The following is a 25,333-nucleotide window of genomic DNA, read 5'->3' on the forward strand; positions in this document are numbered from 1 at the left end:
TGGAGCAGTGTCGGTCTTCCGGTATGGGTTTCGGCACTCGCGGCCTGATGGGGTGAACGCTTACCTGTGCTTACCCCGGCGTCTGAGCCACAACATCATCACCAGCCAGACGCCGCTCGCGGGGATCGTGGGAGCAGTGGAACAGCTCCAGCCATAATGGCTCTCGGGGGCGGCGAGGTGGAAGGCGACGGAGGCGGGCTCACTGACATTGCCAGCCTCATCGGTGGCCGTGACGGAGACGGTGTGGGTTCCGAACGTGAGCGGCTTGGTGGGCGTGTGGCTCCAGGCCCCCATGGCATCGAACTCGACCTGAACCTCTGCTCCATCCAGCGTGACATGCACCTCGCTGCCCGGCTCCGCGGTGCCGATGATGTCCGGGGTCCGTGTGGCGTAAATGTTTTGATTCTGGAATGGCGTCTTCACCTGGGGGGCCGCTGGTTTCGTCGCGTCCACGAGGATGACCTGCCCACCGGTCTTGCCATGGGTCATGACGGACAGGAAATAGTAGCCCGTCGGCAAGGACGGCAGGATGAAGGTGTGCTCGGTATCCGAGGAGGAGACCCATTGGGAAACGCGTGTCAGCGCCCCGCCCTCCACTGCTACCAAGCTGATCATGGGAAGGGTGGAGGCGGAGCTGTGGGCATTGCCGCCACCGGGCTCGGAACTGCTGTGCAAGTGCTCTCCGGTGAGACTGAGCGTATCTCCTGGTTTCCTGGTACGAGTGAGCGGTTTGATGATGGGGCCCGAATCCGCGTCCCCGGGATTCATCGCGATTTCGTATACCTGGGCGCTGTTCAGGCGGCGGTCTCCATCCGAAATACCTCCGGTGACCAACACCTGGCCGGAGGGCAGCAGCGTCGCTGTCTGGTTGATGCGAGCCGTGCCCAGGGGCTGGGCGGAGCTCCATTCACCCAGCGCCGGGTCATACACCTCCGCGCTGGAGAGGATCTTGCTTCCATTCGTGCCCCCGGTGACCAGCAGCTCGCCAGAGAGCAACAGGGTCGCCGTGTGGGCGTAGCGGGCCGTGGCCAGTTGGTGAGGCGCCGACCACGATTGCTGCTTGGGGTCGTAGAGTTCCACGCTGGAGAGGGGAACGCTCTCATTTCTGCCTCCAACGACCATCACTAGGCCGGAGGGGAGCAGCGTCGCGGTATGCTCGGAGCGGGCGGTGTTCAACGTCCGTGAGAGGCTCCACTCGCCGTTCTCGGGGTTATACAACTCGGCACTGTCCAGGGGGCTGTCCTGGCCCGTGGTACCACCGACAACCAGCACCAGACCTGAGAGTAGCAGCGTCGCGGTGTGCCCGAAGCGGGCGGTGCCCAGCGCCTTCGTGGGCGTCCACGAGCCGATCACCGGGTCATACAACTCGGCGCCATCCAGGGGGCGATTGTCATCCACGGTGCCTCCAACGATCATCACCTGGCCAGAGGCCAGCAGCGTCGCGGTGTGTCCGAAGCGGGCGGTGCTCAGGGGCTGAATGGGCTTCCATGAGCCGCTCATCGGATCATACAACTCGGCGCTGTCGAGGGGACGGCCTGGGCCTGCGGTGCCCCCGGCGACCAGCACCTGACCGGAAGGTAGCAGGGTCGCGGTGTGCTTGAAGCGGGCGGTGCCCAGGGGCAGCGTGGGCGTCCACGAACCGCTCGCTGGATCATACAGCGCGGCGCAGTCCAGGGGGATGCTGCCGTCTGGAGAACCCCCGGTGACCAGCAGTTGACCGGTGGGAAGCGGCGTCACCGTATGGCCCGAGCGGGCGACAGGCAGTGTAGCCACGTCCCGCCAGTTCCCCGGCATCGGGGCGTACACTTCCGTGCTCTCAGAACCTTTATTCTCAAAGCCTCCGGCGATCAGGACCTTTCCCGAGGGCAGCAGCGTCGCCGTGTGCTGGAAACGGCCGGACGCAAGGGTTCCGCTGGGGCTCCAGGATTTATTGTCCGGGTCATACTCCTCCGTGCTGGCGAGGCCGCTGCTCCCCCCAGCTCGGCCTCCAACGACCAGTACCTTGCCCGAGAACAACAGCGTCGCTGTATGCCCGAGGCGGGCCTGACTCGGCGAATCCACGGCGTTCCAGGAGCCCTCGTTGTATACCTCTGCCTTATCAATGCCACTGCTGCCATCCGTGGTGCCCCCAACAACCAGCACCTGGCCCGTGGGCAACAGCGTCGCAGTGTGCCCGGAGCGGTTTGTGTTCAGCGAGCCATCTGAATCCCACGTGCCACGCTCCGGGTCGTACACCTCTGTGTTCTTTTCTCTGGCCCCTCCGGCGACCAGCACCTTACCCGTGGGCAATAGCGTCGCCGTATGCCTGAAACGGGTAAAGTTCATCGAATCCACCTCTATCCAGATGTCTTCCTTTGGGTCGTATACCTCCGCCCTGGCGAAGCCGTTCACGCCATCCGTGGTGCCTCCAACAACCAGCACCTGGCCTGTGTGCAACAGCGTGGCCGTGTGGTCGAAGCGGGGAAAGTGCATAGCATGCATGGAGTACTTCCATGTTCCCTTCATGGGGTCGTACACCTCGAAGGTGCCAAGAGCATTGCCTTGGGAATCGACTCCTCCTGTGACCAGGACCTTGCCGGAGGGCAGCAGCGTGGCCGTGTGGTTGTAGCGCGCGGTACGCATCGCTCCGGTTCCTTGCCACGTTCCAGTGCTCAAGTCATACAGTTCCGAGCTGTTGAGAGCTCTTGCTGTGGCATTGCTCCCCCCCACAACGAGTACCTTGCCCGAAGGCAACGGCGTGGATGTGTGATTGTAGCGGATGGAGCCCATGGAAGGGCTGCTTTTCCATGCTTCTTCCTCGATGATAGGGCTCGCCAACTGCGCCGATCCCATTTTCAACAACGCCTGCGGATGTTGGCGAAACCCTGCGGTGATGGTACCGCGGTTCTCCCCGTTGAGTTCCTCCGCTTCCCGGCTTTCCGGTGAGATGCAGCCCAACCACACGCACGCTAGGAAAAGTAGGCTTCTGCTGCTCAGGGTCATCCGCCGACTGAGGCGGGAGAGGATTCGTCCCAGGAACACCAGACCCAGCAGTGCCAGCGATGGCTCTCCAGGGCTCGCCGCGCAGCTTGAGGGGGTTGTGTCATCCCCTTCAATGGTAAAGACATGTTCAGAGGAGGGGATGCTAATATTGCCTGCCGCATCCGTTGCGGTCGCCCATGCGGTGTGGTTCCCGTCCTTCAGCTCTTCTGCAAGGGAGACGCTCCACTGCCCCTTTGTGTCCGTCGTGCTCTCGCCTACCTTCTTCCCATCCACATACACCTCCACCGTACTGGAGGGCTCCGCCGTGCCACGAATGGTGGGACTGCGGGAGGCCACCTTGCCTCGAGGCTCCAGTACCTCGGGCACGGCAGGTGCCTGGGTGTCCACGGTGAAGGTGCACCGCTCTGAGTCCAGGCTCGTGTTTCCCGCCTTGTCGGTGGCGGTCGCATGGGCAGTGTGCTTCCCTTCATTCAGATTCATGAGGGTGAAACTCCAAAGCCCGTTCATGTCTGCTGTGGTTGTGCCTTGCACCTCCTCATTCACATGCACTGTTACATTACTCCCTGACTCCGCTGTACCGCTCAGGGTGAGCTTGGGGATCTTGATGAGCGCTTTCGGCTGTGTCACCACGGGAGCTGAGGGCTTCTGAGTGTCCACGGTAAAGGCGCGCCGCTCGGATTCAGGGCTGAGGTTGCCCACGGCATCCGTTGCAGTGGCCCAGGCGGTGTACGTCCCGTCTCCCAGAGCAGTCTCCAGGATCCATCCCCAAGCTCCCGTGGCGTTCGCTACAACCTTTGTACTGGCCTCGACAGGACCACTCAGATACACGTGAACCGTACTGCCCGGCTCCGCAGTGCCTTCAAGGGTTGGCAGGGGGGTGTTGGCAACGGGTTTCACGATGGGCGCTCCAGGCGGAATCCCATCCACATGCAAGACTTGTCCTCCGGCAACGCCATTCGCCAGAACGAAGAGCAGGTGATAGCCATCGGGGATGTCAGGCAGGATGACCTGCACGGACGTGTCCGTGGCATTTATCGTAGACAGGTTCTTCAGCTCTCCCCGAGGTGACGCCTGCAGGCGGACAATGGCCAGGTCACCACTGATGCTCTTGAAGCCTCGTCCCTTCACGACGAAGTTTGCCTTGGGTCTCTGGAGGGGCAGCGGATGGACGACAGGGCGTAACTCGTTGGCGGCCTTCGGCTCGTCATACACCTCCGTGCTGGACGAGAGGCCTCCACTCGGGTTCTTGCCTGCGATCACCAGCACCTGTCCCGTGGGCAACAGCACGGTCATCGAGTCCTCGCGAGGCTCGATCAGCCTGTCCGTGAGCGCCCACTTCTTTTGCGCGGGGTCATACACCTCGACCTCGTCCAAGACGCTGGTATCGCTGGTTCCGCCGAGCACCAGCACCTTGCCTGTAGGCAGCAGGTGCGCCGCGTGGAGCTTGCGCGCTGCATGGAGAGGATCCACTTCAATCCATGTCGGCTTCCGCGGGTCGGGGTCGTACAACTCAGCGCTGGAGAGGGCTTTGCTTCCATCGGTGCCTCCGGCCACCAACACCTGACCCGTGGGCAACAGCACCGCCGTGGAGGAGGCGCGAGCAGTGCTCATCGGGGCCGTTATAGTCCAGGTTCTCTCCTTCAGGTCGTATACCTCGGCGCTGGAGAGAGGTTTGTTTTCATTGTCCAGGCCTCCAGATGCCAGCACCTGTCCGGTGGGCAGCTGCACGACCAGAGGCTCTCTGCGAGGAGTGCGCATGGAGCCCGTCGTGTCCCATTTCCCGGTGTTCGGGTTGTACACCTCGGCGGTGGACAGGGACTCTCCGTTTTCACCCACGCCTCCGGTCACCATCACCTGTCCCGTGGGCAACAGGAGCGCTGAGTGGGAATGACGGGCCTCATGGAGAGGGCCAGTGGTGCGCCAGGTGTTCGTCACCGGGTTGAACAGTTCGGCGCTCACCAGGGCTTCGTCTGCGCTCTCGGCCCGCAGGCCCTTGCCACTCGAACCTTTGCCTCCAACCACCAGAACCTCGCCCGAGCGCAACAGCGTGGCCGTGGCGGATGCGCGGGACGTGCCCATCTCTGCTGTCTTTGTCCACGTCTTGGCTTCGGGGTCGTAGAGTTCCGCGTGGGCCAAGGGGCCGCTGGAACCCGAGCCTCCAGTTACCAGCACTTGGCCATTGGGCAGCAGCACCGCCATGGCCTTCGTGCGGGCCTCCGCGAGCTTGGCATCTATAGAGCTTGAGGCCCCCCCTGGGGTCCCATACACCTCCGCGATAGCGAGGACGATGCCGCCTGGGCCCGTGCCCCCGGTGAGCAGCACCTCGCCTGAGGGCAACAACATCGCCGTGTGCTCATAGCGGGCCGTGGCCAGATCACTTGGGGTGGTGCTCCACGTCCTCGCAGCCGGGTCGTACACCTCCGCGCTGTTGAGGGCGCCTCCCAGGCCCGAGCCTCCAGTGACCAGCACATTGCCGGAGGGCAACAGCGTCGCCGTGTGGAAATAGCGGGCAGTGGCCAAAGCGCCCGAGGTGGTGTTCCACGTCCCCGCCTCCGGGTCGTACACTTCCGCGCTTTTGAGGGGGCCGCCTGAGCCATAGCCTCCGGTAATCAGAACCTTCCCGGAGGGCAACAGCGTCGCTGTATGGCTGGAGCGGGGCTGGGTCATGGAGGTCGTGGTACTCCAAATCCCCATGCTCGGGTCGTACACCTCCGCGCTGGAGAGTTCACTGCTCATGTTGAAGCCTCCGGTGACCAGCACCTTGCCTGAGGGCAATAGTGTCGCAGTGTGCCTGTCACGACCCGTGGCCAGGGCATTGGTGGTGGTGTTCCACGTCCCCACCTCCGGGTCGTACACCTCCGCGCTGGTGAGGTAGCCGCTTGAGCCAAGGCCTCCGGTGACCAGCACCTTGCCCGAGGGCAATAGCGTTGCCGTATGGCTATGGCGGGCAGTGAGCAGAGAGTTCGTGATACTCCACGTCCCTGTGTTGGGGTCGTATACCTCCGCACTGGTGAGGTAACCGCTTGAGCCAAGGCCTCCGGTGACCAGCACCTTGCCCGAGGGCAACCGTGTCGCCGTGTGTCGACTGCGGCCCGTGTGTAGAGAGCCCGTGGTGCTCCACGTCCCCGTGGTTGGGTCGTACACCTCGGCGCTGAGCAAGGGGACGTTGCCGGGGCCTGTTCCTCCTGTAACGAGGATTTTGCCAGAGGGTAGCAGCGTCACCGTATGACTGGTGCGGACCATGGCCAGAGAGCCCGTCCGGTTCCACGTCCCCGGATCGTACACCTCCGCGCTATCCAATCGACCGTCTGAGTTTTCGCCTCCAGCAACCAGAACCTTACCAGAGGGCAACAGGATCGCCGTGTGGCTCTGGCGGGCCATGGCCAGAGAATCCGTCTGGCTCCACGTCCCCAACTCTGGGTCATACACTTCCGCACTATCCAAAGGGGTAGGGGTGGCGCTTGGGCCATTGCTGCCTCCGGTGACCAGGACCTTGCCGGAGGTCATCAGTACGGTCCTGCACCAGCGGCGGGCCGTGGACATGGGGTTCGTTGAACTCCACGTCCCCGCGACAGGGTCGTACACCTCCGCGCTGGCCAAGGGATCGTCGCCTGCGCCTGCGCCTCCAGTGACCAGGACCTTGCCGGAGGGCAACAGCGTCGCCGTGTGCGTGGTGCGGGGCGTAGCCAGATCGCCCGTGAGGCTCCACGTCCTCGTGTCAGGGTTGTACACCTCCGCGCTCTTCATGGGAGTGTCGCCTGTGTCACGGCCTCCGATGACCAGGACCTTGCCGGAGGGCAACAGCGTCGCCGTGTGCCAACGGCGAGCCGTGGCCAGAGCGCCCGTAGGGCTCCACGTCCCCGTGTCAGGGTCGTACTCCTCCGCGCTGCTGAGTTCGCTGCTTGAGCCAAGGCCTCCGGTGACCAGGACCTTGCCGGAGGGCAACAGCGTCGCCGTGTGGCCAAAGCGGGCCTCGGCTAGAGGGGGCGTCGTGCTCCACGTCCCCGTGTCAGGGTTGTACAACTCCACGTTGGCCACGGGCGCGCCGCTTGTGCCTTCGCCTCCGGTGACCAGGACCTTGCCTGAGGGCAACAGCGTCGCCGTGTGCGAACGGCGAGCCGTGGCCAGAGCGCCCGTAGGGCTCCACGTCCCCGTGTCAGGGTCGTACACCTCCGCGCTGTCCATGGGAGTGTCGCCTGTGCCAAGGCCTCCGATGACCAGGACCTTGCCGGAGGGCAACAGCGTCGCCGTGTAGGTCTCGCGGCTCGTGTTCAGAGAGCCCGTGGAAATCCACCCCGGGCTCACCATGAGCGGGCCTACCATTGCCCTCCCCATTTCTCCCCGCAGTGCCGTCACCTGCCATTCTCTTCTTTTCTCTACCTGCCCCGCGCTTCCAGCCACGAGGCTCTCCACTTCTTCCTTTTGTTCTGGACGAAGGCCGCAGCCCAGCCCCCCCCACATCATCAGCAGCAGCAGTTTCGTCACTCCTCCATGGAGAAAGGGAACACTCCTCAACGGCGAGTTCCTCATATGCGGATCTCCTCGTGGCTCATGTGCGCATCCGACCAACTGGATTGCGAGACACACCAGGACGGCTCCCCAGGTGGGGCGCCGCTTTCACCGGCAGGGGCCGCCCTTTGCGCGCCTTTACGCGTCAATGGGCGGCGGCTGATGCGTCAGCGCCCAAGGTCCCCTCTGGGGTCTTGGTGGAAGCCAGGTTGCCACTCGATCCGTTTCGGTGCTGTGATGCGCCTCACCCTGCGGACGTGAAATGCCGCACACGGACCTTCCACATCACCGGTCCTCGCTCGTGATGCTCGGCTTAGTACTACAGTGGGACTTCTAAAACGGCATGAGGGAGGACCCGCGCACTGCACTGCATGGACCTCTCCTCTGTTAGGGTAACGGCGCCAGCTCGGCGCGCAACTTCCCAGGTCAACCCGACGACACTACCTGACCGGAGGGCAGCCAGGGGTCAGGACGTTGGGAGTGACTGCGGAGGTGGAACGGTTGAACCCAATGGGAGAAGTAGCATTCCCAAAGGGGGAAGCCATGCTCGCCACTGCCGCGTACGACGAGAGGGAGGTCCACATCATCCAGAAGCTCACCGCCGCGTGGGAGGAGGTGTTGACCTGGCTCAAGCGCCACTTCTGTCGTCCGGAGACACAGCGCTCCGCCGAGGCTTTCGTGCGGGCGCTGCTCTCGCGTGCCGAGCGCAAGAATGCCTGGGGTTTGGCGGAAGAAGCGGGCAGGTACAACCCCTACGCCTTCCAGCACCTGCTGCTCGGGGCCCGGTGGGATGCGGACGCAGTGCGCGATGACGTGCTGGCCTATGCACGCCAGCAGTTGGGCGAGGGAGGCGAGCTGGTGTTGGACGAAACGGGTTTTCTCAAGAAGGGGAACAAGTCGGCGGGAGTGGCGCGCCAGTATTCGGGGACAGCGGGTCGGATTGAGAATTGTCAGGTGGGCGTCTTCCTGGCCTATGTGACGCCTCGCGGGCATACCCTGATTGATAGGGAATTGTATCTCCCCCAGGAGTGGACGCAAGACAGGGACAGATGTCGCCAGGCTGGGATTGAGGACACGGTGGCCTTTCTTACCAAGCCGGAGCTGGCCCGTGTCATGCTCGAGCGCACTTTCAATGCGGGACTGAAGCCTTCCTGGGTACTCGGTGACGAGGTGTATGGCCGGGACGGGACGCTACGGCACTTTCTGGAGCAGCGGCACCAGCGCTACGTATTGGCGGTGGCTTCCAATACCTACGTGTGGCGGGGAATGGCTCAGGTAACGGCCGGTGAGGTGCTGCGAGAGGTGAAGCCGAGGGACTGGACAGTCCTGTCCGCTGGGAAGGGAGCCAAGGGTCCCCGTCTGTATGAATGGGCTCGTGTGCAAGTCAATTCGCACACGGGAACCCTGGCGCGGTGGCTGTTGTTTCGCCGGAGCCTGACGAATGCCACCGAGGTAGCGCACTATCTGGTCCATGCGTCAGCCAACACCTCGCTGGAGGCGATGGTGAAGGCTGCTGGGAGTCGCTGGACAGTGGAGGAATGCTTCGAGTCGGCCAAGGGCGAGGTGGGCCTGGACGAATACGAAGTGCGCAGTTACGCGGGGTGGTATCGCCATATGACATTGTGCATGGTGGCGCATGCGTTCCTGGCGGCTTCTCGGGTACTGGCCAACAACGAGGAGGAAGCCGTACTGCTCCCAAAAGCACTGGGCCCGATGCGTCGCCCTCGCCGGATGCTCCGGTTTCGTCGGCGCCAGGGCCTGGCCTCATCCGCTTCTCCATCCAGGAAGTCCGGCGGCTGCTGCTGAACATTGTCTGGGTGATACGGCCGGCCCTGGAGTTTGTCCTACACTGGAGCCGCTGGCGACGCCGCCATCAGGCCATCGCCAAGCTCTGCCATTACCGACGCAGAGACCCGGACCTCAAAGTCCCACTGTAGTATTAGAACCTGTTTCGGTAGGAGAAGAAGAGAGTAGGTAATGGCGCGTGAGTGGGACCAGGAGTTCGAGGAGAAAAAGGTTCCAGGAGCGACCAGGACAGCCCGAGCAGGAAAAAGGACGCAAAGGTCCATGAGCCTCCATCCCGTTGGGGCTGCGGCTGGGCTGTGATGCACGTGCGAAGTTGTCATCGCCCAGCACCTACGAGGGCAGCAGGTTGTGGAACCAGGTGATGATGCCCAGCGCCAGGTGAAGCATCGCCAGGTACGTGTCCTCACGCTTCTCCCAGCGCACCAGCAGACGACGGAACTTGTTGAATCCACCCGTGGGTGCGCTCCAACACCCAGCGCCGTGCCTTCTTGCCGCGCTCCGCGGCTTGTCCGGCTCGCCACGCTGAGGCAAGTGCAGGGTGAAGCCGTACTCCTCGGCCAGGGCCCGTACCTCGTCGTAGTCATAGCCCTTGTCCAAACACATCCCCTGCGGTGCGTGCGCACTGGGGGTGGGGCGCTCCACGGGCAGGGACTGGAGCGAGGAGCGCATCTGCTTGAAGTCAGGGACGTTGGCGCCAGCAACGGCCAGGCCCAGGGGAACACCGCGCCCATCGGTCAGCAGGCTCTTCTTGGTGCCCTTCTTGGCTCTGTCCGTCGGGTTGGGGCCCGTCTTCTCCCCTCCCAGTGGGGCCTTGCCCATGGCCCCATCCATCGCCAGCCACTCCCAGTCGATTCCAGCCAGAGCCTCATAGGCCAGCAACCCCTGGCGCCAGAACTCTCGGAACACCCCCGCCTCCAGCCACTCCCGGAAGCGCCGGTAGGCCGACGAGGGGCCGCAAATGCCCGTGGCCTTCAGCGCGCGCCATGGCATCCCCGTGCGCAGCACCAGCAGAATACCTTCCATGGCTCGCCGGTCGGGCGTGCGCGGGTTGTGGCACCCCATCGGATGAGGTGGCCTGGGCGGCAGAAGTGGCTCCATCTTCGCCCACAACTCGTCCGGTAGACGCCAGCCATCATCTTGCTTCACAAGCCCCATGGCTTCGGATTCACCTCCCATTAGAGAGAACTTCCGAAGTCAGGTTTTCCCTCCTACTTCTCCAGTCGCCCAGGGCCAGCATGCCCCGATGCTCCCTTCGCCGCTCCCTGGGCGGGTAGGCTCCTACCGAAACAGGTTTTTATCAACGCCAGACGAGGCAACATGCTCCAACGACGTCCGTGGGAGCGCCGCTCGTGAAGGCCTCCGTGGCCTGCCCGGTGTAGCCGGAGAGCGCCTGGAAGAAGGCCGCCACCTGGTGTTTCACGGGTTGGTCCGCGAAGCCGGGTGACGGGCTCAGGTCCGAGGCGAGCGTCTCCCCGAGGCGCCGGCCATCCGCCGAGGCTCCGTACATGGCGCTGAACTCGAAGTAGTTCTCGAACGTCCCCACCTGGCTGAGCGGTAGGCGGGCGCATCCTTCTCAGGGAAATGGAGCTTTGACCTGGACACCGCGGGTAAGATCCTCGATGTGCAGTACGAGTGGGAATGAGGATGGCCGTGTCGACTTTTCGCCAGGAGGACCCCTTGAGCTTCAAGACCGTACCGTCAATGACAGTCATCGCAGCGACCGAATTCCTGAGTGTGCAGGAGATAGGAATCTGGGGCGAAAAGCTCACGCCGATCATGATGGCGGAGCTCGAACGTTATGGTCTCACGACGACTGGGCCATGGCTCTTCATCTCCTACGGACGTGATGGCGAGCCGAGCAGGAGATTCCGTCATGACTATTGTGTGCCCGTCGGCAATCCAGACCGGTACAAGGGAGCGTTCCAGGTCCGCACGCTCGACCCGTTCCCCTGCTTCTTCACCCTGCACACGGGGGCCCTCTCCGAGGAGGGCCTCCGCGCGGGCTACGGAGGAGTCATCGAGGCGATCACCCGGGCCGGGCGGGAATTCAGCGGCGAGAGCCGCGAGGTCTGGCATGGCTGGACATCGGCGGACTCCACGGCCAACTCGTTCGAGATCCAGATCGGAGTGAAGTGACGTCCCTCCCGGACGTCACCTGCCCACCGCCGCCGGGGCTCGACGGGCCGCGCCGAGCTCCACCAGTGCATCGGCGATGCGGTCGATCTCCTCGACTTCGAGACCGGTGGACGCGAGCTCCTCGCGCGCCTTCCGCCGCGTGGCTTCGCGGTCCAGGCCGCCGGGGACGCGCGGCACGAGCGTGCTGATGCGTGAGCTGATCCGCGCGAGCGCCGGTCGTAACTCTCCATCGAGCGAGTGCACGGGCGCATCCGCGTTGGCGGGCGCGCGGAGCTGAAGTCGTTTGGCCGCATCCATCTGCGCCTGGAAGAGCGTGGTGATGGCCTCATCCGGAGGCGCTGGAACGCCCAGGGCCGCCGCGGCCTCGTGGACCTCCTTCCGGGCTGCCTCCAGCACACGCGCCTCCTGAGCGGGCACCTCGATGGGTTGGCCCTCGCGTCGTTTGGCCGTGGCCACCCTGGGCATCAGCGCCAGCCGCTCGGCGGTCGCGGAGAGCAGCGCGTCCACCGGCGTCGCGGTGGGCCCGGTGGCGCTGGGGCCCAGGTACCGCGCGCGGAGCCGCTCGAGCGCTCCGCTTGCCTCCTGCTGCAAGAGCCACGTGTCCAGGTCGGCGGCCAGCTCGGCTCGCGAGGCATCCACGTAGAGCGCCACCACGTCTCGGGTGAACGGGCCCACCCGCTCGATGCCGGAGAGGCCCTCGGCCCAGCGCGGACCCTCGAAAGTGTTGGTGAGCGCCGCGTCGGCCTGCCCGGTGGCCAGCGCCTCGCGCACCGCCGCGTTGTCGGGGATGGCGAGGATGCGAGCGTGGTGGAAGTGGGCGCGCGCCACGCGCTCCAGGTGTCCGCCCCGATTCACCGCCACGGTGAATTCGGGCCGGTCGAGTGCGCGCAGGAGCGCGAGCGGCTCCTCGGAGAGCGCGCTTCCGGGCGGAGGTGCCCAGGCCGGGCGCCGCAGGAGCAGCAGGGCTCCGTTGCGTGCCACGGGGACGGTGTAGCGCCCGGTCAGAGACCGCTCGGGCCGGAGGGTGATGCCACTGGTTGCCACATCGAAGCGATGGGCGATGAGGTCCGTCACCAGTTCCGGCCAGCGAAAGCGCACCCACTCGAGGCGGTATCCGCGGTCGGACGCATAGGACTCCATGAGCTCGGCGTCGAAGCCAGACGCCTGACCCTCGCGCAGCGTGCTGAAAGGCGGGTAGTCGCCGCTCGTTCCCACGCGGAGGACTCGGGTCTCGCGCGGGGGCGGGAGTGCCCGTGGCTGTGCCGCGCACGCCGTGAGCAGGGCCAGCAAGGTGCCCGCGAGGAGACGGAGCTCTCGGGCCTTCGGAGGAGGGAATGGGTGCATGAGCCGAGTCTGCCCCAGAGTCGCTCGGCACGGGCGGGAAGGGAGGCCTGGAGCGCGTCCCTCCCCGCCCGGGTCCTTCAGGGGATGGCCCTACGTCACTCAGGGACGCACGCGCCACCGCCCACGTCGTCCTCGGCGCAGACGTAGTTCGTGCGGCAGGAGCCTTGTGTTCCCACGCCGGTGCAGGTGGCGAAGCAGAAGGCCGCGGTGCCGTCCGTGGAGGAGTAGCACTGCGAGCCGTCCGGGCAGCTCGTCGCGAGGCAGTCCTGGGTGCAATAGCCCCCGGGGAAGTTGGTGGCGCAGAACCCCTCACCGCACTGGCTGTCGCTGGTGCAGGGCTGACCGACGATGGACGTCGAGGGCGTCTCATCCGACTGGTAGGGAATGAGGGTGAAGCTGACGTTGCTCACCGTCTGGCTCGCGTCGAGGGGAATGGGCTCGATGGAGGTGGCGTCGCGCCAGAAGCCCACGCGCTCCCCGTCCTCGAAGAGCTCGTCATCCCCGTCCTCGTCGATGGTGGCCAGTGCGTAGTAGGTGTTCGGCTCGAGCGACAGTTTGTAGGCATAGCCGCCCGAGGACGGCACCAGCGCGATGGCGTCCTCCTCCACCTGCCACTCGCCCAGGGCGTCCAGGTAGAGGAAGGCGATGATGGCGTCCTTGTCCGCGGTGGAGCCCACCTGGAACTTCACCAGCACATCGGCGCTGTTGCCATTGTCGGCGGTGAGGGAGAGCTGGGCCGCGTAGTTGCCGGTGGCCAGCCCCGAGGTGTTGATGGCGACGTCCAGCGACTGCGACCCATAGGGTGTCAGGCTCAGCGTCCCGCCCTTGGGGAAGGACAGCGCCGAGGCGTTCGTGCCCGAGGCCCTCGCCGTCACCCGGAGGTTTCCACCGCCCAGGTTGCGCACCGTGAGCTGCTGGGTGCCGCTCCCGGAGAAGGACATCTGGGTGGAGCCCACGCCGAGCTTCGGCGGTGCGGAGGGATCGAGCCCCCCCTTGGCCCTGAGCACGGCGGCCTGGGCGTTGACGAGCCCCGCGCCGCAGCCCTCGGAGCACTGGCTGGAGGTGTCCGCGGTGTCCTCGAGGATCTGCTGGACCTGGGAGGAGGTGAGGGTGGGGTTCACCGCCTTCATCAGCGCCGCGATACCGGCCACGTGCGGAGCGGCCATGCTGGTGCCCTGGTAGTAGGCCCAGATGGGCTGATTCGTCTTGTCCACGATGGTGGAGAGCACGCCGTCCGGCTTGCCATCGCCGTTGAGGTCCTCGGCCGTCTCGCCGCCGGTGGCCATCACGTCCACGGCGGTGTCGTAGTTGGAATAGCTGGCGCGTTTGCCATTGAAGCGCGTGGCGCCCACGCAGATGACGTTCTGCTGGTTGCAGGGCGAGAACTGGCTGGCCTCCATGTTCGAGTTGCCCGCGGCGACCACGATGACGACGCCCCTGGCCGTCACGGTGTCGATGACCTCCTGCAGCGCCTGGCTGGGGCTGGACTTCCCGCCGAGGCTCATGTTGATGACCTGGGCGGGGTTGTTGTTGTGGGGCAGGCCCGCCACGTCGATGCCGGCGGCCCACTGGATGCCCGCGGCGATGTCGGCGAACGAGCCGCCGTCGCGGCCCAGCACGCGCACCGGGACGATGCCTCCACTCCAGGTGACACCGGACACGCCCTGGCCCTCGTTGGACACGGCGCCGATGGTCCCGGCCACGTGCGAGCCGTGGTACGAGGAGCCGCCATTGGGCTCGTCGCCGCCCATGTCCGCGGGGTCGGTGTCACGTCCGTTGCCATCCCCCGCGGAGCGGGCATCGGAGATCATGTCGACGCCCGCGAGGACGCGGCCGTTCAGGTCCGGATGTCTGACGATGCCCGTGTCCAGCACGGCGGTGACGACGCTGCTCGAGCCCGTGGTGATGTCCCAGGCGGCGGGCAGGTTCATCATCGGGTAGTGCCACTGGCGCGAGTACCCGGGATCGTTGGGCGTCTTGAAGGCGTGGAAGCGCAGGTTCTTCTCCGCGTAGCTCACGCCGCTCATCTTCCCCACCAGTCTGGCGAGGTCGACCGTCTCGCCCGTCGTCATGGCGCGCAGCTCGCGGGGCTCGTAGCCGATGAGGTGCAGGTGCTCGGTGATGTAGCCCTTGTGCACCGCGCGGTAGCCGGGAAGGCTCACGCGGGCCAGCGCGGCGGCCTCGGGGAGGCGGGACTCCTCGAAGCGGACGACGACATCACCGGGGACGGCCTCGGCCTCGGCCGTGTCGCCGGTGGCGAGCTCCGCCCGTTTCACGCCCTGCTGTTTCGCGGCGATCGCCTGGGTGATGGACCGCGAGAGCCGCTGCCGGAGCCCCGCGTCCCGCAGCAGCGCGGGCCGGGAGGTCTCGGTGGCCGCGGACGGGAGTCGGAAGGGCTTCAGGGTGCCCCTCACCGTCCCCTTGTTGGAGGGAAGAGGATCGGGATCCTCTATCGAAGGACAGGCGGTGAGGCCCAACAACCCCAGGAGCGCGAAACGGCGGATCATCGAAGATTCCTCGGATGCGAAAGAGGTCCTCGCGCGACGCTAGAGCCCCGTGGGCCGACACGTCCAGATCACCCGGGTGTCAAGCACGCTGACACCCCGTGAGCAGGAACGGGCTCACATGCAGGTGGGGACGAACAGCCGCGCGAAGGACACACGTAGGTGCTGCTCGGCGAGGGGCTGTTGCCATGATCGTGACGGGTTCGGGCTCGGCCTCCTTCGTCACGGGCGCCGCGCTAGTCCCTACACACCCTCGAAGCCTCGGAGCGGCAGAGAGGGTGCACGGCGCAGCCAGTTGTCCTCGGGGTAATGGGCCGTGCCGTCGATGAGATGGACCGAGTAGGCGTGGCGGCTCCTGGGTGACGTGTTGGCCCCGCTCTTGTGGGGCAGAAGCCCGTGCAGCACGACCAGGGTGCCCTTCTCCACCTCCAGGGGCACCATCCCCTCCTCGGGCAGGGGCGTGGGGTCCAATACCCGGAACGTCGTGCCGCCTCCCTCGGTGCGCACGAAGCGCTTCTTCAAGCCCAGCAGGTGCCCTCCGGGCAGCGCCCACAGGCAGCCGTTCTCCAGCGTGGCGTCCTCCAGCGCGAACCAGAAGCCCAGGCAGGTGGACGGCTCCGTGTACAGGAACGTCGCGTCCTGATGACTGTTGACCTCACCCCCGATGTGGGGCTGCTTGAAGATATACATCGACTGGAGCAACAGGGGCTGCTTCAAGCCCAGCTCCGAGGCCAGCCCCGCCAGCTCTCGCGTGCGGGAGAACCTGTCGAAGAGGGGATCGAGGTCGTGCAGTGCGTGGCCGATCTTGTTGATGGACAGCGCCTTCTCCTGGCGCAGGGAGCCATCCGGCCGGAAGGCGTCCTCCTCGAAGAAGAAGTGGATGGCATCCCCCGACGACAGGAAGTACTCGTCCGAGGTCAGGGCCTGATCGTGCGTGGTGAAGATGGAGACCGTCTCCGGATGGAAGCCGGCGACCAGCTCCTCGGCCCGGGCTCTCAAGGCGTCGCAGGCCGCCGCCGGGACGAATCCGGGAAGCACGAGGAAGCCCTGCCGCTCGAAGTCTCTGGCTCGGTCCATGTCCTAGCTGACCTCCATGCCCAGCGCCTCGCGCGCGAAGCGAGACATGCGTTCGAGCAGCTCCTTGTTGTCGTCCAGGACACTCCGGCCGGACATGTTCGCCGCCTGCTCCAGCTTCTCGCTGCAGCGGAGATCCAGGCAGAGGTTCACCCCCACCCGGCGCTTCGAATCGACATCCGTGGTGAGCAGCCCGATCTGGTCCGCCGAGCCAGAGGCCCGGCACCACTCACACACCCGAAGCGCCAGGGCCTTGTCCCCCTGTTGATCGCGGCGGAAGGCGATGCCCGTGAGCCGTTTGCTGCCCGGCGCGGTGAACACGAGGAAGACGCGAACCCCGTAGGGGTCCACCCACGCGAGATAGTCGCGGACGAAGAGGGGGAAGCGGGTGCCCTTGGGCGGCTCGACGGACTTGCGATCCCTCGAGCGGAACGCGCTCAGGAACTCTTTCTCTGTCTCGATGCGGAACATCAGGGCCTCCCCAGGTTGCTGCGCGGCCTTATACCGCGCTCTCCGCATGGGACGTCCTCCCACTCCTCTCCCAGACAACAGGAGTCGGCTTCCCGGGTGAGGAGAATTTTGCATACACGAAGATCAACAACGGAACGCAGGACAGGGCTGTCATCAACAACGCGGGAGTGGTCTCCAACTACGTGGAGCCCTAGGCGTCCCGCCGGCACCCCGTCGATGGACCAGGGCTGGGAACGTCCCTCGCCCTGCCGCCCCGGCGCCGGGGAACGTCACATCGAGTGCCCCATCACTCTTTCTTCCGCGCCGGCCACTTCAGGCCAGACGCCTCCGGCCCGCGCCCACGAGCGCCCGGGCGAAGGGAAAGAGGGACACATGAGCACTCAGCGCAAACGAGGCACGCCGCGCAGTGAGGGAAGGCGGCTCGCCCCGACGACGTCTTCCCCGAGGATGGGCAAGGTCGTTTCCAAGCAGGGCGATCAGGCGGGCTTGGGCTCGGGCCTGGGCTTGATACGGAAGGCGGAGGCCTTTCGTCTCCGGATGAAGGCGGCCAAGACGGAGCTCTTCCTCAAAGCGCCTCCGCTGGCGAGCAATGGAGACGAGGCTCGCTACCCCAACCGGATCGGCAACTTCGCCAAGACGCTCCCCCACGACGAGCGGGGTGAGGTGGAGCCCGCGGCCTACGATGCGTACCTGAAGGGGCTGGCGGCCCAGAGCTTCGAGAAGCTCGAAGCCGTTCCTGGCGAGGGCCGCCTCCAGAATCCGCTGGGCGGACTGGCCTTCAGCATGGAGGGGCCGGACAGCGCGGTCATCGCCGTCAAGCCAGCGCCCGCCCTCGCGAGCGCCGAGTGGGCGGCGGACATGGCCGAGCTCTACTGGATGGCGCTCCTCCGGGACGTGCCCTTCTCCGCCTATGACAGCCATCCGCTGGCGCTCGAGGCCCGTAGGGACCTGGCACGCTTCTCCGGCTACACGGGGCCGAGGGATCCGGTGACAGGGGAGATCCGCGCCCAGGATCTGTTCCGCACCGACCATCCCGGCGTGCGGGACGGTCTGATGGTCTCCCAGTTCCAGCTCCAGACCTTCATCTACGACGGCATCCCCATCCCGCAGCGCTTCAGCACGGCCGTTCCGGAGCAGGATTTCCTCACCACCTTCCCGGAGTGGCTCCAGGTGCAGCGGGGTATTCGCGTCGCCACCCCCGATCCGCGGGATCCCACGCTGCGCTACATGCGCAATGCCCGTGACATGGGCCGGTCAGCAGGACAGGACATCATCACCTCGTCGTACATCAAGGCCGCCTTCATCCTCCTGTTCGCCTTCGGCGCCGAGGGCTTCGACGAGGCGAATCCCTACCATCCGAGCCGGAGCCGCCGGCAGGATGGCTTCTCCACCTTCGGCCTCTCCCACCTGATGGAGCTGATCGGCAAGGTGCACAAGTCCGAGCACCACTCCTGGTTCCAGAAGTGGCACGTGCAGCGCTACCTGCGGCCCGAGGAGGGTGGGGGGCGCGTGCACAACGCGAAGACGGGCGTGGCCTCCTATCCCATCCACGAGGAGCTGCTGACGCGCTCGTCGGTGCTGGAGCGCATCTTCGAGCTCAACCGCCGGCGCAACCGCGAGCGGCCGGAGATCGGCCAGGACGTGGGGACGTACCTGTTGCCCCAGCTCTTCCGCAACGGCTGCCCCAACAGTCCCTCCTACCCGGCCGGCCACGGGGTGACCGCCGGCTGCTGCGGCACGTTGCTCAAGGCCTGGTTCAACGAGGACCTGCCCTTCCCCAACCCGGTGAAGCCCACCGAGGATGGGCTCGCGCTCGAGCCCTACCGGGTGGGGGTGGACGGGCCCGCGCTCACCGTGGGCGGGGAGATCAACAAGCTCGTCCACAACCTCTCCCTGGGGCGGAACATGTCCGGCGTGCACTGGCGCTCCGATGACATCGCCGGCAACCTCGTGGGCGAAGAGGTGGCCATCCGCGTCCTGCGCGAGGAGAAGGCCCTCTACCCCGAGCGCTTCGAGGGTTTCCACCTCACCCGGTTCGACGGGACGTCCATCACCGTCTGAGCCACGCTCCTCCTGCTCCTGCTCGCCTTGCCGCGGAATCCGCGATTGTGTATCTGGAGTTCCCGGGCGCCTCTTGGGACGGAGGGGCGCCGCGTCACGGCGGTGGGTTTCGTCAGGCAGCGCAGGAGGCCTCTTCATGCTGTCGGCTCACCGTCCACGCTCCTCGCTCGCCCGCTCGACCCTCACGCAGATGGGCGTGCGCGTCGCGGTGATCATCGCCCTGGCCACCCTCCTCAGCTACCTCCACATCTTCAGGGCCTTCCGGGAGGAAGCCCTCGGACAGCTGGCGCGAAGTGTCATCAGGCGCGGCCAGCAGGAGCAGGCCATCCGCTCTCAAGCGGAGGGCAACCACGTCGTTCTCAGGAAGGCCATGCAGGAGCGGCTGCGGGCCTGGCAATCGCTGGACCCCCGACCCCGCTTCGACAGTCTGTTCATGTCCTTGCCGGATGGGACGATCCGCAGCCGCCCCGAGGGCTTCGATGGCACGCGCATGCCAGGGGTCCTCATTCCCAGCGGCGTAACGGTTGATGACGACTTCCGCCGCCGGATCCTGGCCGCGTATGACGTGGTGGACCTGTATGGGCCTGCCTTCCACGTTCGCTTCACGAATACATACATCTTCCTGCCGGAGGCGGCGATCGTCATCTACTGGCCGGAGCAGCCGACGTGGTGCTGGGATGTCGATCCATCCCTCATGAACCCTGACTTCGAGCTCTTCAGCATCTGCACGCCCAGGCGCAATCCCCAGCGGCGGATGGTCTGGACGGCCATCACGGTGGAGCCCATCTCCATCTCGCTCGCCACACCGGTGGATCTGGACGGCCGCCACGTCGCGTCCATCGCTCATGACATCCTCGTCGAGGAGTTGAAGGCTCGCACGCTCAACGACAGCCCACCTGGGGCCTACAACCTCATCTTCAGCAACGAGGCCGAGCTCATCTTCCACCCCGAGATGCAGATGAAGACCGGGGCCTTCGCCTACGATATCCTGAACGAGGATCGGCCATTGGATGCTGTCTTCGAGCAGGCGCTCTCCACGGAGCAGCGAGCCCATCTGCGCGCCATCTTCGAGCGGGTGAAGGGCCGCGAGCCCGGCCAGACCGTGCTGGAGCTGCCGGAGTACGACGAGTACCTCTCCGTGGCGTGGCTGAATGGCCCGGACTGGAACCTCGTGACGGTGTTGCCCAGGAGCACCGTGTCCTCGGCGGCCTTTGGGGCCGCGCGCTATGTCCTGGTCTTTGGTCTGGCGTCACTGCTCATGGAGCTGCTCATCATGTCCTGGGTGCTGAGGCGGCAGATCTCCCGTCCGCTGCGGGCCTTCACCCAGGCGACGGATCAGGTGACGGCCGGTGACTTCCAGGTCGCCTTCCACGACTCGCGCGACGACGAGCTGGGGCAGCTGGCCCGGGGCTTCGAGCTGATGGCCCATGAGCTCCAACGGCGCGAGGCGGCCCTGCGGGAGGCCAACGAGGGGCTGGAGAGCCGCATCGAGGAGAGAACCCGGGAGCTGCGGGAGAAGAACCTCCAGCTGGAGGGCGCGCTGACGCAACTCGAGGAGACGCAGGAATTGTTGGTGGAGAAGGAGCGGCTGGCCTCCCTGGGCGCCCTGATGGCTGGCATTGCCCATGAAATCAAGAACCCGCTCAACTTCGTGAACAACTTCGCCCAGCTCTCGACGGGCCTCGTCCAGGAGTTGCGCGAGGAGCTGAAGGAGCAGCCGTCAGGCCAGGGGGACTCCTCTCTTCAGCGGATGGACGAGCTGCTGAGCTGGCTCGAGCAGAACGTCGGGAAGATCGAAGAGCATGGCAAGCGGGCCGACAGCATCTTGCGCACCATGCAGTTGCACTCCCACACGCAGGCCAACGAGCGAGTGCCCACGGACCTGAACGCGCTGGTGGAGGAGCAGGTGAACCTGAGCTCCCAGAGCCTTCGGAGCACCCACCCGGGCCTGGAGGTGCTCTTCACCAAGGACCTGGACCCCTCCCTGGGGTTGGTGAAGCTGGCTCCACAGGACTTCGGGCGGGCCCTCCTGAACATCCTCAACAACAGTCTGTACGCCGTGGCGGAGAGGAGGAAGCAGGTGGGGCCGGGCTTCACTCCCGAGGTGAGCGTGAGCAGCCGGAGCGAGGGCCCTCGGGTGAGGATTCTCATCCGCGACAACGGCACCGGCATTCCGCGCAAGCTCCACGACAAGGTGTTCAGCCCCTTCTTCACCACCAAGCCCGCGGGAGTGGGGACAGGACTGGGGTTGGCCATCTGCCATGACATCGTGGTCCGGCAGCACCGGGGGGAGATCCGGCTCGACTCCGTGGAAGGGCAATACACCGAGTTCCTCCTGGTCCTCCCCCGGGCAGACGTGAAGCGCTGAGCCGGTGGCTTGTGCTCCTTCCTGGGATGCGTTACCGGCAGGGCTTTCCGCCGGAGACATGCTCCGGTGAAGGGAGAGCCATGTTCCGACATACACCTCGAGCCCTGCTCGGCGCCGTGCTGCTGTGTGGGTGCGGAGGCAAGCCACCGTCCGATCTGACACCGCCGAGCGTGCGTCTCGATACTCCGCTCGAGGTGCGGCAGCGGGTGCGGCTGACGGGCCTGGCGAGTGATGACACGGGCGTGGAACGGCTCACCTGGCAGCTCAACGGCGGGGAGTCCCAGGTGCTCGAGTCCACCGAAGCGGAGGGCGGACGCGCCTTCTCGCTGGAGCTCTTGTCCCGGCCCGGGGCCAACACGTTGGTGGTTCGCGCGGAGGACGCCGCGGGCAACGTGGCGGAAGCGTCCACCTCCTTCCAGACTTCGTTCGCCCCTCTCGTATCCGCGGGTGGCCTGCACGGTGGCACGGTGCGCGGCGGGCAGCTCTACACGTGGGGGCAGAACACGCAGGGACAGCTCGGGCTGGGCGATACCACCGCGCGCACCCTCCCCACCGTGGTGGCGGACCTCTCCCAGGTGGCCTCCATCGCCTTCAACAGCAACACCTCGCTCGCGATACGCGAGGACGGCTCGGTGTGGACGTGGGGTACCAATGCCAGCGGGCAGCTCGGACTGGGAGCTCCGCCGGTGGACGGGCAGACGCGTACTCCGGACACCCAGGCCCGCAACCGGCCCACGCAGGTGCCTGGGCTGACGGACGCGGTGTCCGGCGCGCTCGGTTTCAGCCATGCCCTCGTGCTGAAGGCCGATGGCTCCGTGGTGGCCTTCGGGAAGAACAACAACGGGCAGCTCGGGGACGGCACCACCACGGATCGCGACTACCCGGTGCGTGTGCTCGGGCTGACGGACGTGGTGAAGCTGGCGGGGGGCTCGCAGCAGTCGATGGCCCTGAAGCGGGATGGCTCGGTCTGGGCCTGGGGCAACAACGACTCCGGCAATCTGGGCCAGGGCGCCGAGGACATGGTGGCCCACCCCGAGCCCCTGCGGGTGCCGGGCCTCGACGGTGTGGTGGACATCGCCAGCGGGCGTGAACACATGCTGGCGCTGCACTCGGATGGCACCGTGTCCGCCTGGGGCCTCAACGCCAGCGGCCAGGTGGGGAACGGGGAGGGGGGCACGGGCCTCGAGGTGTATGCGCCGGTGAAGGTGGTGGGTCTGACGGACGTGGTGGCCGTCTACGCCAACTCCAACTTCAGCCTCGCGTTGAAGGCGGACGGCACCCTGTGGGGCTTCGGCCAGAACTTCAACGGGCAGCTCGGCAACGGGCAGAGCGGTAAGGAGTATCAGGCGGATCCCCTCGCGGACACGGCGGTGGTGGGGCTCTCGGAGCTGCGGGACGTCGCCGCGGGCTCCACGTTCGGGCTGGGGTTGCGCCGGGACGGACTGCTCTTCGGGTGGGGTTGGAACAGCAATGGCTCGCTCGGCAACGACGAGCTGCAGAACAACTGGAGCTTCGCCGAGCCCGTGAAGGTGAAGCTGCCATGAAGAGGTGGTTCGGCCAGGTGTTGGGCGTGGCGCTCCTCGTCCAGTCGGCGGCATGCCGTGAGGAGCCTCCGGTCCGCTGGGACGTGGTGGAGCCCGGAGAGGCCTTGTCCGGCGGCGAAGGGGGCACCGTCTCCAACGCGAGCGCACAGGCCTTCTCGCAGGCGCTGCCCGCGCTGACGCTGGAGCGGCGCTCGAGCTTCGTCTCGGGGCGGGGTGTCTTCGAGATCGATTGGGTTCCGGCGCCGGCCTCGAGCAGCCGGGCGGACCGGGATGGATTGGGCCCCGTCTTCCACGCGGTGGCGTGCCTCTCGTGCCACCCGGCCAACGGGCGGGCCGCTCCGCCGGACGAGCCCGGCTCCACGGGTGAGTCCCTGCTGGTGCGTCTGAGCATTCCAGGCACGACGCCAACGGGCGCTCCGCTCCCCGAGCCCACCTACGGAGACCAGCTCCAACCGAAGGGGATTCCGGGCGTACCGGCCGAGGCGCGCGTGGTGGTGCGTCACACGCCGCTCCCGGGCGCTTTCGCGGATGGAGAGGCCTTCACCCTCCAGTCTCCGGAGTACGTGCTGGAGGAGCTGGCCCATGGTCCGTCGCACCCGGACACGATGCTGTCGCCACGGCTCGCCCAGCCGCTGCATGGGCTCGGCCTGCTGGCGGCGGTGCCCGAGGAGACGGTGCTGGAGTGGGCGGACCCGGACGATGCGAACGGGGACGGCATCTCCGGCCGGCCGAATCATGTGTGGAGCGTGCGCCAGGGCAGGCGGGTGCTGGGGCGCTTCGGGTGGAAGGCCAACCAGCCGGACCTGGAGCAGCAGGGCGCGGGGGCCTTCCTCGGAGACATGGGACTCACCACGTCCCTCTTCCCCGCGCAGCCCTGCACCTTCGCCGAACAGGCCTGCGGTGACGCACCCCCGGGTGGAGCTCCGGAGGTGGAGGACAACCGGCTGGCGGCGCTCACCTTCTACTCGCACGTCATCGCCGTGCCGGCGCGCCGGGACGTGGACTCGCCCCGGGTGTTGCAGGGCAAGGCCGTCTTCCACCGCGTGGGGTGCGCGGGCTGTCATCGGCCCACGCTCACCACGGGCTCGCTGGAGGGCTACCCGGAGCTATCCGGGCAGAGCATCCGTCCCTATACGGACCTCCTGCTGCACGACCTGGGCGAGGCTCTCTCGGACGGGAGGCCGGACTTCGAGGCCACCGGGCGCGAGTGGCGCACCGCGCCGCTGTGGGGCATCGGGCTGACGGCCACCGTCAACGGGCACACGCGCTTTCTTCACGATGGCCGGGCGCGCTCACTGATGGAGGCCATCCTCTGGCATGGCGGCGAGGCCGAGGCCTCACGTGATGCGGTGCGGCGGCTCTCGAAGGACGAGCGTGAGGTGCTCATCACCTTCCTCGAGTCGCTGTAGCGGTCGGGACGGGCTTATAGACGCATAAATGCCCGGGCGTTATAAGCCCGCCACCATGAACGCCACCAATCACCAATTCCGCCTCGCCGCTCGTCCGGTGGGCATGCCGAAGCGCGACAACTGGAACTACACCGAGGAGCCCGTTCGCGAGCCGGCGGACGGCGAGCTGCTGGTCAAGGTTCTCTACATCTCGCTCGACCCGGCCATGCGCGGTTGGATGAACGAGGGCAAGTCCTATATCCCGCCCGTGGGCATCGGCGAGGTCATGCGCGCCGGAGGCGCGGGCCGGGTCGTCTCCAGCAAGCACCCCGGGTTCGTGGCGGGCGACTATGTCATCGGCCACTTCGGCGTGCAGGAGTACGCCCTCTCCGATGGCAAGGACGTCGCCAAGGTCGACCCGAAGGTGGCTCCGCTGCCGGTCTACCTTGGCACCCTCGGCATGCCCGGCATGACGGCCTATTTCGGCCTGCTCGACATCGGCAAGCCGAACCCGGGGGACACCGTCGTCGTTTCGGGGGCGGCCGGTGCCGTGGGCACGGTGGTCGGGCAGATCGCCAAGCTCAAGGGATGCCGCGTCGTGGGCATCGCCGGTGGGGCCGACAAGTGCCGGTACATCGTGGAGGAGCTCGGCTTCGACGCGGCCATCGACTACAAGTCCGAGGACGTCAAGGGTGCGCTGCGGACGCACTGCCCCAAGGGCGTGGACGTCTACTTCGACAACGTCGGCGGTGACATCCTCGATGCGGTGCTCACCCGGCTCGCGCGCGGCGCGCGCATCGTCATCTGCGGTGCCATCTCGCAGTACAACAACACGGGCCCGGTGAAGGGCCCGGCCAACTACATGTCCCTGCTGGTCAACCGCGCCAGCATGACGGGCATGGTGGTGTTCGACTACGCCGCGCGCTACGGCGAGGCGGCACGCGAGATGGCCGGCTGGATGGCCGCCGGCAAGCTCAAGTCGCGCGAGGACATCGTCGAGGGCCTGGAGACGTTCCCCGACACCCTGCTGAAGCTCTTCAAGGGTGAGAACACGGGCAAGCTCGTGCTCCAGGTCGCGAAGGAGTAACGGCGACTCCCGCCGAGGCACCCCACGGCATGGGCCTCGGCGGTGGGAACCGGGTGGCC

Annotated in this window: 13 protein-coding genes and 1 pseudogene; 7 read left to right on the forward strand and 7 right to left on the reverse strand. The window is 66.3% G+C overall.

Annotation, left to right across the window (positions count from 1 at the left end; all coding sequences use genetic code 11):
• Positions 1 to 60: 60 nt before the first annotated feature.
• Positions 61 to 7,512, reverse strand: coding sequence for a kelch repeat-containing protein (locus JQX13_RS20880; protein WP_343211117.1), 7,452 nt, complete (start codon positions 7,510 to 7,512; stop codon positions 61 to 63).
• A gap of 522 nt (positions 7,513 to 8,034) precedes the next feature.
• On the opposite strand from JQX13_RS20880, the pseudogene JQX13_RS20885 reads away from it, so the two are divergent.
• Positions 8,035 to 9,194: pseudogene (locus JQX13_RS20885) on the forward strand (IS701 family transposase); the annotation flags it as partial.
• Positions 9,195 to 9,627: 433 nt separating this feature from the next.
• Here the strand turns inward: JQX13_RS20885 and JQX13_RS20890 are convergent.
• The gene (locus JQX13_RS20890; RefSeq protein WP_343211118.1) at positions 9,628 to 10,473 is read right to left on the reverse strand and encodes an IS5 family transposase; all 846 of its coding nucleotides are present in this window, start codon (positions 10,471 to 10,473) and stop codon (positions 9,628 to 9,630) included.
• 121 nt (positions 10,474 to 10,594) lie between these two features.
• A complete protein-coding gene (locus tag JQX13_RS20895) occupies positions 10,595 to 10,840 on the reverse strand; it encodes a hypothetical protein (RefSeq protein ID WP_203410694.1) in 246 nt (81 codons plus the stop codon).
• A gap of 134 nt (positions 10,841 to 10,974) precedes the next feature.
• Between JQX13_RS20895 and JQX13_RS20900 the strand changes: the two genes are divergently transcribed.
• On the forward strand, positions 10,975 to 11,433 hold the full coding sequence (locus tag JQX13_RS20900) for a GyrI-like domain-containing protein (protein ID WP_203410695.1): 459 nt from the start codon (positions 10,975 to 10,977) through the stop codon (positions 11,431 to 11,433).
• 15 nt (positions 11,434 to 11,448) lie between these two features.
• Here the strand turns inward: JQX13_RS20900 and JQX13_RS20905 are convergent, their stop codons facing one another.
• The 4 genes from JQX13_RS20905 to JQX13_RS20920 form a co-directional block, all read right to left on the reverse strand.
• The gene (locus JQX13_RS20905) at positions 11,449 to 12,777 is read right to left on the reverse strand and encodes a transporter substrate-binding domain-containing protein (protein WP_203410696.1); all 1,329 of its coding nucleotides are present in this window, start codon (positions 12,775 to 12,777) and stop codon (positions 11,449 to 11,451) included.
• Between the two features lie 95 nt (positions 12,778 to 12,872).
• Positions 12,873 to 15,284, reverse strand: a complete 2,412-nt coding sequence (locus JQX13_RS20910) for a S8 family peptidase (protein ID WP_239014970.1) — start codon at positions 15,282 to 15,284, stop codon at positions 12,873 to 12,875.
• A gap of 240 nt (positions 15,285 to 15,524) precedes the next feature.
• The gene (locus JQX13_RS20915) at positions 15,525 to 16,358 is read right to left on the reverse strand and encodes a phytanoyl-CoA dioxygenase family protein (RefSeq protein WP_203410697.1); all 834 of its coding nucleotides are present in this window, start codon (positions 16,356 to 16,358) and stop codon (positions 15,525 to 15,527) included.
• Positions 16,359 to 16,361: 3 nt separating this feature from the next.
• Complete coding sequence (locus tag JQX13_RS20920) at positions 16,362 to 16,874, reverse strand: FBP domain-containing protein (protein WP_343211119.1); 513 nt, start codon at positions 16,872 to 16,874, stop codon at positions 16,362 to 16,364.
• 324 nt (positions 16,875 to 17,198) lie between these two features.
• On the opposite strand from JQX13_RS20920, the gene JQX13_RS54315 reads away from it, so the two are divergent.
• From JQX13_RS54315 to JQX13_RS20945, 5 genes are all read left to right on the forward strand, one after another.
• Entirely contained in the window at positions 17,199 to 18,887 is a 1,689-nt protein-coding gene (locus tag JQX13_RS54315) for a phosphoesterase (RefSeq protein WP_239014971.1), read from the forward strand.
• Positions 18,888 to 19,581: 694 nt separating this feature from the next.
• A complete protein-coding gene (locus JQX13_RS20930) occupies positions 19,582 to 21,255 on the forward strand; it encodes a sensor histidine kinase (protein WP_203410698.1) in 1,674 nt (557 codons plus the stop codon).
• 80 nt (positions 21,256 to 21,335) lie between these two features.
• On the forward strand, positions 21,336 to 22,799 hold the full coding sequence (locus JQX13_RS20935) for an RCC1-like domain-containing protein (RefSeq protein ID WP_203410699.1): 1,464 nt from the start codon (positions 21,336 to 21,338) through the stop codon (positions 22,797 to 22,799).
• The gene (locus JQX13_RS20940; protein ID WP_203410700.1) at positions 22,796 to 24,208 is read left to right on the forward strand and encodes a di-heme oxidoredictase family protein; all 1,413 of its coding nucleotides are present in this window, start codon (positions 22,796 to 22,798) and stop codon (positions 24,206 to 24,208) included. Before JQX13_RS20935 ends, JQX13_RS20940 begins: the two co-directional genes overlap by 4 nt.
• 55 nt (positions 24,209 to 24,263) lie before the next feature.
• Positions 24,264 to 25,274 carry an NADP-dependent oxidoreductase gene (locus tag JQX13_RS20945; protein ID WP_203410701.1) on the forward strand — a complete coding sequence of 337 codons (1,011 nt, stop codon included), beginning with the start codon at positions 24,264 to 24,266 and terminating at the stop codon, positions 25,272 to 25,274.
• Positions 25,275 to 25,333: the final 59 nt, after the last annotated feature.

This window comes from Archangium violaceum, from assembly GCF_016859125.1.
Lineage (GTDB): Bacteria > Myxococcota > Myxococcia > Myxococcales > Myxococcaceae > Archangium > Archangium violaceum_A.